This window comes from Desulfuromonadaceae bacterium (genome assembly GCA_019429445.1).
Taxonomy (GTDB): Bacteria; Desulfobacterota; Desulfuromonadia; order Desulfuromonadales; family JAHYIW01; genus JAHYIW01.
The window spans coordinates 13,861-28,352 of record JAHYIW010000004.1; the positions used below are offsets into that span (position 1 = coordinate 13,861).

The 14,492-nt window shown below is 58.0% G+C and carries 14 protein-coding genes; 11 read left to right on the forward strand and 3 right to left on the reverse strand.

Going from position 1 to position 14,492, the window contains the following annotated elements; translation table 11 throughout:
- Positions 1-15: 15 nt before the first annotated feature.
- Positions 16-1,080 carry a nitronate monooxygenase family protein gene (locus K0A93_02185; GenBank protein MBW6510913.1) on the reverse strand — a complete coding sequence of 355 codons (1,065 nt, stop codon included), beginning with the start codon at positions 1,078-1,080 and terminating at the stop codon, positions 16-18.
- 304 nt (positions 1,081-1,384) lie between these two features.
- Between K0A93_02185 and K0A93_02190 the strand changes: the two genes are divergently transcribed.
- Entirely contained in the window at positions 1,385-2,344 is a 960-nt protein-coding gene (locus K0A93_02190; GenBank protein ID MBW6510914.1) for a HAMP domain-containing histidine kinase, read from the forward strand.
- The gene (locus tag K0A93_02195; protein MBW6510915.1) at positions 2,337-3,041 is read left to right on the forward strand and encodes a response regulator transcription factor; all 705 of its coding nucleotides are present in this window, start codon (positions 2,337-2,339) and stop codon (positions 3,039-3,041) included. The genes K0A93_02190 and K0A93_02195 overlap by 8 nt, the downstream gene beginning before the upstream one ends.
- A 6-nt stretch (positions 3,042-3,047) precedes the next feature.
- Here K0A93_02195 and K0A93_02200 read toward each other — a convergent pair whose 3' ends face one another.
- Positions 3,048-3,614, reverse strand: coding sequence for a HEAT repeat domain-containing protein (locus tag K0A93_02200; GenBank protein ID MBW6510916.1), 567 nt, complete (start codon positions 3,612-3,614; stop codon positions 3,048-3,050).
- A gap of 11 nt (positions 3,615-3,625) precedes the next feature.
- Entirely contained in the window at positions 3,626-4,114 is a 489-nt protein-coding gene (locus tag K0A93_02205; protein MBW6510917.1) for a single-stranded DNA-binding protein, read from the reverse strand.
- 305 nt (positions 4,115-4,419) lie between these two features.
- Here K0A93_02205 and K0A93_02210 point away from each other — a divergent pair, with 305 nt between their 5' ends.
- The 9 genes from K0A93_02210 to thpR all read left to right on the forward strand — a co-directional run bounded on the left by K0A93_02210 (position 4,420) and on the right by thpR (position 14,465).
- Positions 4,420-5,115, forward strand: coding sequence for a 1-acyl-sn-glycerol-3-phosphate acyltransferase (locus K0A93_02210; GenBank protein ID MBW6510918.1), 696 nt, complete (start codon positions 4,420-4,422; stop codon positions 5,113-5,115).
- 23 nt (positions 5,116-5,138) lie between these two features.
- Positions 5,139-6,779: a ribonuclease J gene (locus K0A93_02215; protein MBW6510919.1), complete on the forward strand. Its 1,641-nt coding sequence runs from the start codon at positions 5,139-5,141 to the stop codon at positions 6,777-6,779.
- A gap of 63 nt (positions 6,780-6,842) precedes the next feature.
- Positions 6,843-7,646 (forward strand): undecaprenyl-diphosphate phosphatase, encoded by an 804-nt coding sequence (locus tag K0A93_02220; protein ID MBW6510920.1) that lies wholly within the window; start codon positions 6,843-6,845, stop codon positions 7,644-7,646.
- Positions 7,647-7,660: 14 nt separating this feature from the next.
- Complete coding sequence (locus tag K0A93_02225; protein ID MBW6510921.1) at positions 7,661-9,949, forward strand: DNA translocase FtsK 4TM domain-containing protein; 2,289 nt, start codon at positions 7,661-7,663, stop codon at positions 9,947-9,949.
- Positions 9,950-9,963: 14 nt separating this feature from the next.
- Positions 9,964-10,722: a nickel pincer cofactor biosynthesis protein LarB gene (gene larB, locus K0A93_02230; GenBank protein MBW6510922.1), complete on the forward strand. Its 759-nt coding sequence runs from the start codon at positions 9,964-9,966 to the stop codon at positions 10,720-10,722.
- Positions 10,719-11,897, forward strand: coding sequence for a nickel pincer cofactor biosynthesis protein LarC (gene larC / locus K0A93_02235; GenBank protein ID MBW6510923.1), 1,179 nt, complete (start codon positions 10,719-10,721; stop codon positions 11,895-11,897). Before larB ends, larC begins: the two co-directional genes overlap by 4 nt.
- A 1-nt stretch (position 11,898) precedes the next feature.
- Positions 11,899-12,354, forward strand: coding sequence for a phosphatidylglycerophosphatase A (locus K0A93_02240; GenBank protein ID MBW6510924.1), 456 nt, complete (start codon positions 11,899-11,901; stop codon positions 12,352-12,354).
- Positions 12,355-12,603: 249 nt separating this feature from the next.
- Entirely contained in the window at positions 12,604-13,878 is a 1,275-nt protein-coding gene (locus K0A93_02245) for a CinA family nicotinamide mononucleotide deamidase-related protein (GenBank protein ID MBW6510925.1), read from the forward strand.
- The gene (gene thpR / locus K0A93_02250) at positions 13,875-14,465 is read left to right on the forward strand and encodes an RNA 2',3'-cyclic phosphodiesterase (GenBank protein MBW6510926.1); all 591 of its coding nucleotides are present in this window, start codon (positions 13,875-13,877) and stop codon (positions 14,463-14,465) included. The genes K0A93_02245 and thpR overlap by 4 nt, the downstream gene beginning before the upstream one ends.
- Positions 14,466-14,492 lie beyond the last annotated feature (27 nt).

Below are 14,492 nucleotides of genomic sequence, written 5' to 3' on the forward strand. Positions count from 1 at the left end.
CGTGGCCGGTACAATTTAGAGATCAAACAGTTCGTTGAAGATTGCCTGGACGGTGGTGATTTTGTCGGCTTTCCAGGCATTGGTGCCGCAGAAAACCAGTCCGGTTTCGGTGTCGCCACGTTGTGCCCGGTCGAGGGCGTGGACGATACAGAAGCGTTCTTGTGACGATTTGTAGGTACATTTCTTCAGGCAGGCGGTTGGACACCGCAGATTCAGTGCGACGTCGCGCTCACGAATTTTATCAAAATGGGTGAGGATGGCGCGACCGGGAAGCCCGGCCGGACTCATGATCAACCCGATATCCTCTTTACGGCAGTCGAGATACATCTGTTTGAATTCGTCAGAGGCATCACACTCTTCAGTACAGACGAAACGTGATGCCATCTGCACGCCGTCGGCCCCTTCGGCCAGGGCGTGCAACAGGTCGGCGCGATCCCAGATTCCGCCAGCGGCGATAACCGGAATATCAACCCCCCACATTTCCTGAAAATAGGTTTTGACACCCCGGACTGTTGCATACTGATCGTAGCTGCCGTCACCGATCTTTTCCATTTTCTCACCGAGGTGCCCCCCGGCAGTGTCGGGGTCTTCGACGACGACGGCGTCCGGCAGGCGATGGTAGCTTTTGTTCCATTTGCGGGCGATCAATTCAGCGGCCTTGATGGAAGACGCGATCGGCACCAGCGCGATATCGGGGAAATCGGCGGTCAGTTCGGGGAGGTTGAGGGGCAGACCGGCACCGCTGACAATGATCTTGGCGCCCCCCTCACACGATGCGCGAACGATCGTTTCGTAGTTCGAAACGGCGACCATACAGTTGGTGCCGATGACCCCGTCGGGGGCGATTGCATACGCCTTGCGCAGTTCATCCTTGAGCGCCGCAGGGTCGGCGGAAAAGAAGTTTTTACCGTCAAAGTGCGGGCTGTTAAGGCCGAGGCCGGCGGTGGCGATCAGTCCGATGCCGCCACATTTGGCCACCGCGCCGGCCAGGTTGGCGGCGGAAACCCGCACCCCCATGCCGCCTTGAATCAAGGGGTAGGGAACACTATGTTTGCCGATTGTCAATGAGGGGCTACTCATGGGATAGGTCCTTTTTGGGTCGGTTTGTAGTTAACGGAAGCATAGCAGAAGGGAGCGTCGTCAATTGTAATAGTTGTGTAAAAACATCTTGTTACTTTTATGATGCACTCGCAAAAAAGCATGAGATGGCTAAGCAAAAATTTCGTCCTGCAAGGCTTGGTGGTTTTTCAGGGGCGAAGACCTACATCAGGTAGGTCGAGGTCCTGAAAAACCAGCGTAACGCCGGAGGGCGGACTTTTTGCGACGCCATCTTTTGTGACCTTTCTCCTTGTCGCGGTTCGGTGGGAATGATAATAGATAGCGTATGAAAGTATTTGGACGTATTATTAATCCCTTGATCACCTTCATTGCCGTGCAACTGGTGTGGATTCTGCTGGTGGTGCTGTGGATCTACTGGTTTATGGGCGCCCACCGGAAATTTCGTGATGTGGCGGAAAAATACAGTCCGGAACTGCTCCAGGGGGGGGTCGACTGGGTAATCCTGTTCGAAGGACTGCTGTTGCTGGTTGCGATTCTGGTCGGGGTTTATGTTATTTTTCTTTTCTGGAGTCGACAGGCCGCACTTTATCGCGCCCAGAAAAATTTTATTTCTCAGGTCACCCACGAACTTAAATCGCCGGTGGCGTCGCTGCAATTGCATCTTGAAACAATTCGCCGGCGTCGACCGAGTGTGGCAAAGATGGATGTATTTATCGATACCATGCTGGCAGACAGCGAACGCCTGAACAATCTGATCGATAACCTGTTGTCAGCCCATCATCTGGAACAGCGCACGACCCTGCAACATTACTCGACGCAAAACTTTTCTCAATTTATCGAAAGGTACTTCGGTTCCCGGCAGTATTCCCTCCCCCATGCCGGGACGATGGAACTCTCGGTTGAGTCCGACCTGTACGTGTCGTTTGACCCGGACATGATGGAGACGGTTCTGCGCAACCTGCTTGAAAACGCCATCCTCTACTCTGAAGGGGCCCCACGCATTACGGTTCGTCTGCAATCCCGTGCGAAATATGCGTTATTGGTGGTTGCCGACCGGGGGCGTGGAATCGCCCGCGAGCATCAGCGTAAAGTCTTCAATATGTTTTACCGGGTCAAACCGCAGGACAAGAAATCGGTTCGCGGCAGCGGTCTCGGTCTGTTTATTGTCGGTGCGACGGTGCGCCGTTTTAAAGGGAAGGTCTGGTTGGAGAGTGCCGGTGAGGGACAGGGAACCGCTGTTTACATTAAGTTGCCGCTCCGCCCGCAGGGAGAACGGGATGAGTGATGCGCATATCCTGCTGGTGGAGGATGAACCGAATATTGCCTGCGGGTTGATTTATAATCTGGAGGCGGAGGGGTTTCGGGTCACCCACGTTGAAACCGGCGAAGAGGCTTTGTCCGTCCTGACCGGCGATGTCGTCCTGGTGATTCTGGATTTGATGTTGCCCGGCATTGACGGTTTTGAGGTGTGTCGCCAGTTACGCGCTATCGACCCGCGGCTACCGATCCTGATGCTGACCGCGCGTGGTGCCGAGGTGGACCGGGTGGAAGGCCTCAAGGCCGGTGCTGACGACTATCTGGCCAAACCGTTCAGCCTCGACGAATTCCTGTTGCGGGTGGAAGGGATGTTACGGCGCTCCGAGTGGTATCGCCCGGCTGACAGCGCGCAAACAACGTACGTTTTTGGTGGCAACACTGTCCATCTGCATGAACAGCGCGCGGAAACAGCCGCCGGGGAGATTGTTCTGACCGAGCTTGAAGTACGGATGCTCGATTATTTTATTCGTCATGAGGGACGGATCGTCGAGCGTAAACAGCTGCTCAAGGCGGTTTGGGGGGTAAGTCCTGATACCGAAACGCGCACTCTGGACAACTTCGTCGTGCGTCTGCGGCGCTATTTCGAAGCCGACCCGGCAACCCCTATCCATTTTCAAACCGTGCGGGGGCGTGGTTATCGTTTTGTTCGCGCCGGTGACAAGTGATGGAACTCAGCAGCGCAGGGCGGCGAGAGCTTTGACCGCCGCCCGACGAATTTCCGGGCGGGGGGCACTGATCAGCGGTGCCAGGGCGTCCTGGGCGTCGGGACTGCCGATTTTGCCCAGAGAAGCAGCGGTCGCCAGCACCAGACGGTCGTCATCGCTGGCGAGCAGCGGCGTCAGGTAGGGCACCAGACGGGGATCGCGGAAATTGCCGAGTGCTGCGGAGGCATGGACACGCACTGACGGTTGCGGGTCCTTGAGCAGTTTAACCAGCGAGCCGATCGTTTTCGGGTGACATTTGTTGCCCAGCACCTGTGCCGCCGCACCACGGATATCGGCATCGTTGCTTTCAAGTTCACTCAGCAGCGGTTTAAAAACCTGCGCCGATTCAAACTTTTCCAACGCAAAGATGGCCCGCATGCGCTGGCCACGATCACCTGTACGCAGGATCTTAAGCAGATACTCCAGACTGCGTGCCGCATCGAGGGCATTCAGCGCTTCAGCGGCAATCGCCCGCGTCTCTTCATCACGGTCCTGGAGAACGGCCAGGAAGAGTTGTCGACGTTTTTCAATCATCGCAGCAGGTCTCAGAACGGGATATCATCATCCGGGTTAAAGGGGGGTTCATTGAAGCTGTTGTCCGGTGAACTTGCGGCCTGGTTGTTGTCCCGACTCTGGTTGAAATTATCCGCCGGTCGCTGCTGGTGTTGTTGATAACCTCCCCCGCTATTGCTGCTGCCACTTTCGCCACGCTGTCCCAGCATCTGCATCTGGTCGGCGACGATTTCCGTCATATAGCGTTTGTTACCGTCGCGGTCATCGTAGGAACGGGTTTGAATCTTTCCTTCAATATAAACCTGTTTCCCTTTTTGCAGGTACTTGCCGCAAATTTCGGCCAACTGCCGCCAGGCAACGATATTATGCCATTCGGTTTTTTCCTGCTGTTCCCCGTCACGATTTTTGAATCGCTCAGAGGTTGCCACGGAAAAGGTTGCCACCGCGACGCCTGACGGGGTGTAGCGCAGCTCCGGATCTTTTCCCAGATTGCCGACCAGAATAACCTTGTTAACGGACATTGTCTGCTGCCTCCTTGTGCGAAATAAATATGCTCGAAAAGTGATGGCGTCGCAAAAAAGTACGGCCTACGGCGTTAAGCTGCGACCTACCTGATGTAGGCCTTCGCCCCTGAAAAACCACCAAGCCTTGCAGGACGAAATTTTTGCTTAGCCATCTCATTCTTTTTTGCAGGTGCATCAAAAGTGAGTCTAGCGGAAAGCAGCGAGGCTGTAAAGCGGGAACACAATCGATTGTGGAAATGGTTGACTCCCCCCACCAACTTCCCTAGACTGCAAGTTTATTTGCAGACGGAGTTTTCTGGACGATGTTGCGTACACTTTATTTCATGGGCGGATTTACGCTGGTTACAATTTTTTTTATGCTGACCGGCCTGCCCCTGACACTGATTAATCCTGATTATTTTCACAACTACACGTTTTATTGGGCGCGTATCTGTCTGCTCATGGGGGGGGTACGTCTGCACGTGGTCGGCGGTGAACGTGTTCCCCGCGACCGGGCGGTGATCTACATGCCCAACCATCAGGGCAATTTTGATATTCCCGCGCTGTATGTCGGGATCTCCAGACAATTTCGCTGGCTGGCCAAGGTGGAACTGTTTCGCGTGCCGTTGTTCGGTTTCTGCATGCGCAGCATCGGGCATATTCCGATCGACCGCACCGACCGCAAAGAGGCGATTGCCAGCCTCGACGAAGCGGCGCGCCGGATTGCCGCAGGAACCTCGGTGATTATTTTCCCCGAAGGTACCCGCAGCCTCGATGGTCGCTTGCAACCGTTCAAAAAGGGGGGCTTTACGATGGCGATGCAGGCTGGCGCAGTGATCGTGCCGGTGGCGATTTCCGGCAGCGCCGAGGTCATGGCGAAAAATGGCTACCGGGTGCGGGGAGGGTCAATCCGCCTTGAACTGCTGTCGCCGATTGAAACCGTCCACATCGATGACCGGAGTGTACTGATGGAGAAAGTTCGCGCCTCAATTGCGCAGGCGCTGGAGTCCGTCAGGTGAAGAACGACAACGGTGCGATCCGCTTGTTGCCGTTCGGGGGACTGGGTGAAATCGGACTCAATCTGATGGCGCTCGAATATGACGGTAAACTGCTGATTATCGATTGCGGGTTGATGTTTCCTGAACCGGCCATGCTCGGCGTCGATCTGGTCGTTCCCGAGATCGGCCTGCTGACCCGGCGCAGTGCCGATATCGTTGGACTGGTGCTGACCCATGGTCACGAAGATCATATCGGTGCGGTCTCCTATCTGTGGCGTCAGCTGGGCAAACCGGAAATCTACGCGACCGCCCTGACCATCGGCCTGCTCCAGGCCAAACTGCGTGAGTTCAATCTCAGCGGGGTAACCACGCATGTTATCCGCCCGCGTGATGAGGTGATCCTGGGACCGTTCCAGGTCGAATTCTTTCGCGCTGCCCATTCGATCGTCGACGGGGTCGGGTTGGGAATCCGTACTCCAGCCGGGCTGGTGGTACACACCGGCGATTTTAAGCTCGATCCGACCCCGGTCGATGGCGAAACGACCGATCTGGCACGTCTGGCGGCCTACGGTGAAGAGGGGGTGTTGCTGCTGCTCTCCGATTCGACCAACGTCGAGCGCGCAGGGTATACCCTTTCGGAACAGACCGTGGGGGCGGCGCTGCAGCGACTCCTGCCGACCTGTTCGCGGCGCATCTATATTGGCACCTTCTCTTCGCACATCGCCCGTATTTGTCAGGTTCTGGAGGCTGCCCAGGCGCACGGGCGGAAGGTTTTGATTCACGGTCGCAGTATGGTCACCAGCACGGCTGTGGCGCGACAACTCGGATACTTGAACATCGCTGATGATCTGCTGATCAATCTCGCCCAGCTCAAACAATTGCCACCGGAACAGACCCTGGTGTTAACGACCGGCAGTCAGGGGGAACCTTTGTCCGTCCTCGCGCGCATGGCCCGCGACGATCACGCTCAGTTGCAGATTGAAGAGGGGGATACTGTCATCCTGTCGTCGCGGCAGATCCCCGGCAACGAGAAGGCGATCACCGACATGATTAACCATTTGTATCGCCGTGGGGCCGAGGTTCACTACGAAACAACCAGTGAGATTCATGTTTCCGGACATGCCAGTCGCGAAGAGCTCAAACAGGTTCTGGCGCTAACCCGGCCGCAGTCGTTTGTGCCGATTCACGGTGAATATCGTCATCTAGTCAAACACGCGCGTCTGGCGGTCGCCATGGGAGTCGCTCCGGAGCGCGCGCTGGTGCTCGAAAACGGGCAATCCGCACGCTTTTCCGTCAACGGAGCGAGTAATGCCGGGACGTTTGAGAGCGGTCGGATATTCATCGATGGCAAAGGGGTCGGTGATGTCGGGGCGGTGCAGTTACGTGATCGCAGCCACCTGGCTCATCATGGCCTGGTGGTGGCGTTGCTGGCGGTCAATCGTTTGACCGGTGCACTGCTCTATGGCCCGGAACTCTTTACCCGTGGATTCGTTCCGGAAGAAGAGCGGGGGGACTACCTCGCGGCCGCTGCCGAGATTGTGCGCGGAGTCTTCAGCGAACACAGTGTCGCGGCGCTGACCGACCTGGAAGAACTCCGCATTGACGTTCGCAAGGCGCTGCGGCGCTTTTTTATTAAATCGATTGAACGGCGACCACTCATTCTGCCGGTGGTGCTGGAACTGTAACCAACCTGTTCGCGGACCGCACGCGGTCACGCGCGGACCAATCTGGAGAATTGTGTTGATATGATGTCAATCTGGGAAGCAATCTTTCTCGGCGCCTTGCAGGGGCTGACCGAATTCCTGCCGGTATCTTCCTCCGGGCACCTGGTGATGGCCCAGCAGCTGTTGCCCGGTTTTCATCAGCCGGGGGTGGCTTTTGATGTCCTGCTCCATGTGGCGACGATGGCTGCGGTGGTGCTTTATTTTCGCCTGGAAATTGGCAAGCTGATCGTCGCGCCGTTTCGACGCGGCGCCGACTATCAGGTCTATCGGCGCCTGCTGCTGCTGATTATTCTGGCGTCGGTGCCGACGGCTGTCATCGGCTTGACCTTCAAGGATTTTCTGACCGGGCTGTTTGAACAGCCGATCGTAACCGCAGTGATGCTGCTGGTGACCGGGACGATTCTCTACGCTGCCGAACGGATAAAAACTGCGGAACGCTCAGGACGGATGATCGACAAGCTGACCGTCAGTGACGCGCTGGTGGTCGGTACGGTCCAGGGGCTGGCAATTATTCCGGGGATTTCGCGTTCCGGTTCGACAATCGCTACACTGTTGTTCAAGGGGGTTGACGGTGAGACGGCGGCGCGCTTCTCTTTTTTGCTGGCGTTGCCGGCAGTCGGCGGGGCGACCCTGCTGTCGCTGGGGGACCTGGCCCAGTTGAACAGCACCGCAGTCCCGGCCTGTTTGCTCGGGATGGTGACCTCGTTTGTCACCGGTCTGCTGGCGATCCACTGGTTGCTGGCAGTGGTGCGTAAAAAACGCCTCTTTGCTTTTGCCGTATATTGTTGGATAATCGGTGGAACGTTTCTGGCCATTTCGCTGATTTAATCGGAGCAAGGTTTATGGGTTCGGAATCGAAACTCTTTTTGCGCGACCATCTCCAGAAAGAAATCGCCGGATTTTTTTGGGCAGGCGCGGGACTCTTCCTGTTGCTGAGCCTGTTGTCCTTTTACGGCAACGATCCCTCGTTCAATAATAATCTGCATCCGCCAACAGTGAATAATTTCGGCGGCGTCGTTGGCGCGCATCTGGCGGATATCTTTCTGCAATTGTTCGGAGTCACTTCCTACCTGTTGCCGCTGGCCTGTTTTATTTTTGCCTGGCGCCTGCTTAAATTTCGCGATGTAAAGGTGCGTTTTTATAAAGGCGCGGCCTTTTTTCTGTTGTTGTTTTCTTTTTCGGGGCTTATCGCATTGCGCTTTGGCCCGATTCAGCTGTTTGACCAGGAGGTCAGCGAGGCGGGCGGGGCGATCGGGCGACTGCTGGTGGCGACCCTCTCCAGCTACCTGAACACGACCGGTGCGGCGATCGTTCTCAGTGTTTTTTTTCTGGCCGCCGTGCTGCTGGTAGCGCGCTTCTCGCTGGTCCTTTTTCTGGAAGGATTACTGGCCCGCTTCGGCGCTTACCTTGAATTGCTCCGGGAACGCCGCATGGAGAAGAGCATGCTGCGCGGCAAGGCGGGGAAACAGCGCAAGCTGATACCGCCAATCGTCGTCATGCCCGAAGCGGTGGCTCTCCCCGCGCCGCAAGCAGTAAAAAAGACCAGGAGCAAACAGTCGGTCGATGCGGCGCAGGAAACATTTGCCTTTCTCGAACCGTCCGGAACCTATCATGTTCCAACCTTGGCATTGCTCGACCACGAAGGCGCGCCGCCGAAGCCGATCGACCGCGATGCATTGATGATGAACGCCCGGCTTCTGGAAAAGAAACTTCAGGATTTCGGGGTCACCGGAGAGGTCGTTGAGGTCAAGCCGGGACCGGTGGTGACGATGTACGAATTCGCTCCGGCGCCGGGGATTAAAGTCAACAAGATTGCGGGACTTTCCGACGATCTGGCGCTGGCGTTGTCAGCCCATTCGATCCGTATTGTCGCGCCGATTCCGGGACGCGGTGTGGTCGGCATCGAGATTCCGAACAAAGAGCGCGAAACGGTCTATCTCAAGGAGATTTTGGAAAGTCAGGAGTTTCAGAGGACTGGCGGGCGGTTGCCGATGGCGCTGGGGAAGGATATCTTTGGCCGCACGGTTGTTTCCGATCTGGCCAAAATGCCCCATCTGCTCGTCGCCGGATCGACCGGCAGTGGCAAGTCGGTGTCGATCAACACGATGGTCTTGTCCCTTCTTTACAGCGCCCGCCCCGAGGATGTGCGGATCATTATGGTCGATCCGAAAATGCTGGAATTGTCGATTTACGAGGGGATTCCACAGCTGCTGCTGCCAGTGGTGACCAATCCCAAGAAAGCCGCGCTGGCGCTCAACTGGGCCGTACGTGAAATGGAACGACGCTACAAGTTGATGTCCGACAAGGGGGTTCGCAATATCGATGGTTACAACAAAAAGATCGCCAAGGAAGAAAAAGAGCGCCTTGGGCGAGTGGCCGCCGGTGCACTGGTGGTGCCGGTGGTCGATGAGCTGGAAGACGAATTGCCGGAGATCGAGCTGGCCGAGGACGAGGTCCTCGACCATGGGCACCTCCCCTATATTGTTGTGATTGTTGATGAACTTGCCGATCTGATGATGGTCGCCGGGCGTGAAATCGAGGAGTCCATTGCTCGCCTGGCGCAGATGGCGCGGGCCTCCGGCATTCACCTGATCCTTGCCACCCAGCGACCAAGTGTCGATGTTATCACCGGCCTGATCAAGGCCAACTTTCCGACCCGGATGTCGTTCAAGGTCTTCTCGCGCACCGATTCACGCACCATCCTCGATTCGATGGGTGCCGAGACGCTGCTGGGGATGGGGGATATGCTTTTTCTGCCCCCCGGAACCGGGGTTTTGCAGCGTATTCACGGCGCTTTCGTCTCCGAACTGGAAGTGCAGCGGGTGGTTGATTTCCTCAAAAAACAAGGGCGTCCTGATTACGACAAAATGATCCTCAGCGCTTCGGCCAGCGGCACCGATGGCGGCACGGAAGATGCCGATGATGACTACGATGAAAAGTGGGATGAGGCGCTGGCACTGGTCGCCGAGACCAAACAGGCGTCGATCTCAATGGTGCAGCGGCGGTTGCGGGTTGGTTATAATCGCGCCGCGCGGATGATTGAAAAGATGGAACAGGAAGGGATCGTTGGCCCATCGGATGGCACCAGCCGACCGCGTGAAGTATTTATCAATCCTATCCCCCCGACGTAAGGATATGAACGTTTATGAACCCCACCGAACTCGAAAGAATCCTGCGCGAACTGCAGAGCGGTGATATCGGCGTCAACGCTGTCATGGAACGTCTCCGGCTGTTGTCGTTCGAGGATGTCGGTATTGCGCGTATTGATCATCACCGGGCGCTACGTCAGGGGTTCCCCGAGGTTATCTGGGGGGAACACAAGAGTTGTGAACAGCTGGAGATGATCATCGGACGGATGGCGACCGGGCAACAGAATGTCCTCGCGACGCGGATCGATGCCGGGAAGGGGGAGGTGCTGTGTGCCTCTTTTCCTGCCGGTGAATATGACCCGGTCGGGCGTACATTTGTGTTGAAAACGCAGCTGATCAAGGCGACCGGGCGCGGTACAGTGCTGGTCATCTGCGCCGGAACCTCCGACTTGCCGGTGGCGCGTGAAGCGGCGACGACCGCGCGGCTGTTCGGTAATGACGTCGAAGAGCTGGTCGATGTCGGTGTTGCCGGGATCCACCGGATCCTCTCTCAAAGTGACGCACTCGGTCGGGCGAGCGTAATTATTGTCGTCGCCGGGATGGAAGGGGCGCTGCCGTCGGTGGTTGGTGGACTGGTTGCAGTGCCGGTGATCGCGGTGCCGACTTCGGTTGGCTACGGTGCCGCCTTCGGCGGGGTCGCGGCGCTGCTGGGGATGCTCAATTCCTGCGCCAGCGGGGTTACGGTGGTGAATATCGACAACGGTTTCGGTGCGGCCTGCGCCGCTGCCCGGATCAACCGGGAACACTGCGCATGATCCTTTGTCTCGACCCGTTTGCCGGAATCTCCGGCGATATGTTCCTTGGTTTACTGGTCGATCTCGGTGTTGACGTTGCCGCTTTCGAGGCGCAACTGGCATGCCTTCCGCTCCCCGCTTACCAGCTTGAATGGCAGCGTGAAAAACGTCGGGGGATTGCGGGCACCCGCTGTCTGGTCCACGCTGAAGAACAGACCGCTGACCGGACGTGGCGCGCCATCGATACCCTGCTGGCGGAAAGTTCCCTCGCTATGCCGGTGCGTGATCTGGCCCGGCGGATTTTTCGGCGTCTCGCTGTCGCTGAAGCCAGGGTGCATGGGACGACGCCGGAGGAGGTTCACTTTCACGAAGTCGGTGCCCTTGACTCGATCATCGATATTGTTGGTGCTGCCATCGGCCTGACGACCCTCGCTCCCGCACAGATCGTTTGTGCGCCACTGCCGCTGACCCGGGGAATGGTGACGACCCGGCACGGCAATTATCCGTTGCCGGCACCGGCCACCCTTGAATTGCTGAGTGGTGTGCCGCTACAGTTCGTTGCCGGAAATCAGGAGCTGGTGACGCCGACCGGTGCGGCGATTGTCGCCGAGGTCGCAACGTTCGGGTCCTTTCCCCCTTGCGTCCCCGTACGGGTTGGTTACGGGGTCGGCAGCCGCGATCCCGAAGAGCGACCGAACGTCTTGCGTGGATTTCTCGCGCAGCATGGCGGAATCGCCGGGCTTGAAACCGATCAGGTTGCAGTGATCGAAACCCATCTTGACGACGCTAACCCCGAATGGCTCGGGGATCTGATGGAGCGCCTCTTCGATGCGGGGGCACTCGATGTTGCTTATGCGCCATTACAGATGAAAAAAAATCGTCCCGGCGTGCGCATCACGGTGATTGCATCGCTTAAGCAGCGCGAGCTGCTTGCTCGACAGTTGCTGCATCACAGCAGCGCGATTGGCGTGCGTTGTTACGAAACCACCCGTTACAAGTTGCGTCGCGCGGCGGCGACGCTGACGACAGAACTCGGTGAGGTGCAGGTCAAGCTGCTCTTCGATGGCGACGCCCTGGTGCGTGTCACCCCCGAATATGACAGCTGCCGCGAGGTGGCGCGCCGTCATCAGCGTCCCCTTGCCGACGTCTACCGGCTGGCCGAGATCGCCAGCGCGGCGCACGATTGGAAGGCTTGAAATGCCCCGTTGGTTGACCCTCTTTCTCGCCACTAATGGCGGCCTTGGTTATGCTCCGGTCGCCTCCGGCACGATCGGCACCCTCGCCGGGCTGCCGCTCTTCTGGCTCGTTTCTTCCTGGCCCGCCTGGCTCTACGGTCTGAGCTGGCTGGCGCTCCTCTGTCTCAGTTTTGTCGTCGCGGATGCTGCCGGAAAACTCTATCAGACCGCCGATGATGGTCGGATCGTTATCGACGAACTGGTCGGCTATCTGGTCACCGTCGCTTTTCTGCCCTGCACCTGGTGGGTACTGCTCGGTGGCTTCTGCTGGTTTCGCGTCTTCGACATTTTTAAACCGTGGCCGGCCAGTTACTTCGACAAAGAGATGAAGAACGGCGTCGGCGTGGTGCTTGACGATGTGGTCGCAGGGGTCTATGGGGCGGTGGCGTTGCGGCTCTGTCTGTGGTTGTTGGTTTAAGGTTCTCACCACGCAGATACAAAGGACACCAAGCGGGTCGCTCGGTGAATATGGCTCACGCTCTTTGGCTAACCGGTTGTGTACTGAAGGAGTATTCAATGGACAGGGAATGTCTGGTTGAACGCATAGAAGAATATCTCAAAGCGCTGTCACAGCTGGAAAAAGCTCTCGCCCAGCCGCAAAATCGTTTTGTTTCATGCTCGTTGTGCCCGGCGTGGTGAAAACACCTCTTGTTTTGGAATAAACATCATGAACTCTCCCACTATCGCCGTTCTCACCATCGGCGACGAACTCCTCAATGGTGAGCTCGCTGATACCAACACCCAACGGATCGCCCGCCAGCTCGGCGATGTCGGGTTGGCACTGCGTGAAGTGGCGACGGTACCTGATGACGAGGGTGCCATCGCCACGGCACTGCTGCGCCTGACGGCAGGTTACGATGCCCTGATTGTCACCGGCGGGCTCGGCCCGACGGCTGATGATCTGACCGCGCGGGCGGCGGCAAACGCTTTCGAGCGACCGCTGACCCTGAACGATGATGCGCTACGCCGGGTGCGCGACTTTTTTGTGCGTCGCGAACGGCCGATGCATCCGCGCAACGAAAAGCAGGCACTGCTGCCGCGCAAGAGTGAGATTATCCCGAACCCGACCGGCACCGCTCCGGGTTTTTGGTTGCAGCATAACGGGTGTCGTTGTTTCTTTCTCCCCGGCGTTCCGTCGGAAATGACGGTGATGCTGACGGCGTCGGTCCTGCCGGTGATTGAAAACGCCGTTGGTCTGCCTTTGCTGCTTAAACGGTTGCACATCTTCGGGCTCCCTGAACCGGAGGTTGAAGAACGTCTCGACACGCTGTCGTTGCCAGCGCAGGTGCGGGTGGCGTTCGGAGTTGAATATCCGCTGGTGACGATCAAGTTGAAGGCTGACGGAGCGCAGGCTGATGCGCTGGTTGCCGCCGCAGCGACGCTCCGCGTGGCGTTCGGTGAATATCTTGTCGCTGTCGATGATGAGACCCTCCCCGGTGTGGTGGGCAAGGCGCTGGCCGCTGCCGAAAAAACTTTGGCACTGGCGGAATCATGCACGGGGGGCTTGATCGCCAAACTGCTGACCGATCTGCCCGGCGCGTCAGCTTTTTTGGAACGCGGTGCGGTAACCTACGCCAATGCGGCCAAACATCATTGGCTGGGGGTTTCGCACCGCATCCTGGAGGGTGCAGGCGCGGTCAGCGAAGCGTGCGCGCGGGACATGGCACGTGGCATTCGCCAGCAGGCGCGGACCGATCTGGGCTTGGCGGTGACCGGTATCGCCGGACCGGATGGCGGGACGGACGAGAAACCGGTCGGCACCGTTTTTATTGCCCTGGCAACGGCTGAGGGGGAGACGGTGCGACGTTACCTGTTTCATGGCGACCGCGCGCAGGTGCGGTTGATGACTGCGATGATGGCGCTCGAATGGCTGCGACGTTATCTGTTACAGTCGGCGACCATACTTGATGAAGCACAAGCGGGCACGGTTAATCAGGGGTGAGCGCCGCCGCAGTCGATCGTGCGGACGTAACGCTGGTCAGGTGTTTTGTCGCGCTGCCGGTGCCGGAGCACGTCCGTAACGCACTTGCGGATATCCAGCGACGACTGGCGGGGCATTTCCCGCAGGCACGCTGGACGCGCCCGGAAACCTTGCACCTGACCTTATGCTTTTTCGGCGATCAACCGGAAGAAGCACTTGATAAAATAGCCGCAATCATGCTATCGGTAAGTGCCCGGTTCGCCCCGTTCGCGGTGCGTGCGACCGGAATCGGGGCCTTTCCGCGCGAGCGCTGGGCACGGGGATTCTGGCTCGGGCTGGAGGCGTCACCAGCGTTGCTTGACTTGCAGCGTACGTTGCTGGCCGGGTGGCGGCAAGCCGGGCTCGTCTCCGCCTCCGGCACCTTCTCTTTGCACCTGACCCTGGGCCGGTTGCGTCATCCGCAACCAGTGGCCGCAGAGTTCTTCGCTTCATCCGCAAGCACTGCCGTGGTGAGTTGGCAGGTGAAGCGGCTGGTGTTATACGAAAGTCGACTGCAAACAACCGGAGCGGAACATCTTTCGCGCCGGGTCGCGTTGCTTGGCGGTTAACGGGGGGCATCCGCAGAGCAGGCACCT

Excerpts from the sequence above, each read along its gene's own strand:
- K0A93_02185 (MBW6510913.1), bottom strand. The coding sequence starts at position 1,080 with ATGAGTAGCCCCTCATTGACAATCGGCAAACATAGTGTTCCCTACCCC.
- K0A93_02190 (MBW6510914.1), top strand. The coding sequence starts at position 1,385 with ATGAAAGTATTTGGACGTATTATTAATCCCTTGATCACCTTCATTGCC.
- K0A93_02195 (MBW6510915.1), top strand. The coding sequence starts at position 2,337 with ATGAGTGATGCGCATATCCTGCTGGTGGAGGATGAACCGAATATTGCC.
- K0A93_02200 (MBW6510916.1), bottom strand. The coding sequence starts at position 3,614 with ATGATTGAAAAACGTCGACAACTCTTCCTGGCCGTTCTCCAGGACCGT.
- K0A93_02205 (MBW6510917.1), bottom strand. The coding sequence starts at position 4,114 with ATGTCCGTTAACAAGGTTATTCTGGTCGGCAATCTGGGAAAAGATCCG.
- K0A93_02210 (MBW6510918.1), top strand. The coding sequence starts at position 4,420 with ATGTTGCGTACACTTTATTTCATGGGCGGATTTACGCTGGTTACAATT.
- K0A93_02220 (MBW6510920.1), top strand. The coding sequence starts at position 6,843 with ATGTCAATCTGGGAAGCAATCTTTCTCGGCGCCTTGCAGGGGCTGACC.
- K0A93_02225 (MBW6510921.1), top strand. The coding sequence starts at position 7,661 with ATGGGTTCGGAATCGAAACTCTTTTTGCGCGACCATCTCCAGAAAGAA.
- larB (MBW6510922.1), top strand. The coding sequence starts at position 9,964 with ATGAACCCCACCGAACTCGAAAGAATCCTGCGCGAACTGCAGAGCGGT.
- larC (MBW6510923.1), top strand. The coding sequence starts at position 10,719 with ATGATCCTTTGTCTCGACCCGTTTGCCGGAATCTCCGGCGATATGTTC.
- K0A93_02240 (MBW6510924.1), top strand. The coding sequence starts at position 11,899 with ATGCCCCGTTGGTTGACCCTCTTTCTCGCCACTAATGGCGGCCTTGGT.
- K0A93_02245 (MBW6510925.1), top strand. The coding sequence starts at position 12,604 with ATGAACTCTCCCACTATCGCCGTTCTCACCATCGGCGACGAACTCCTC.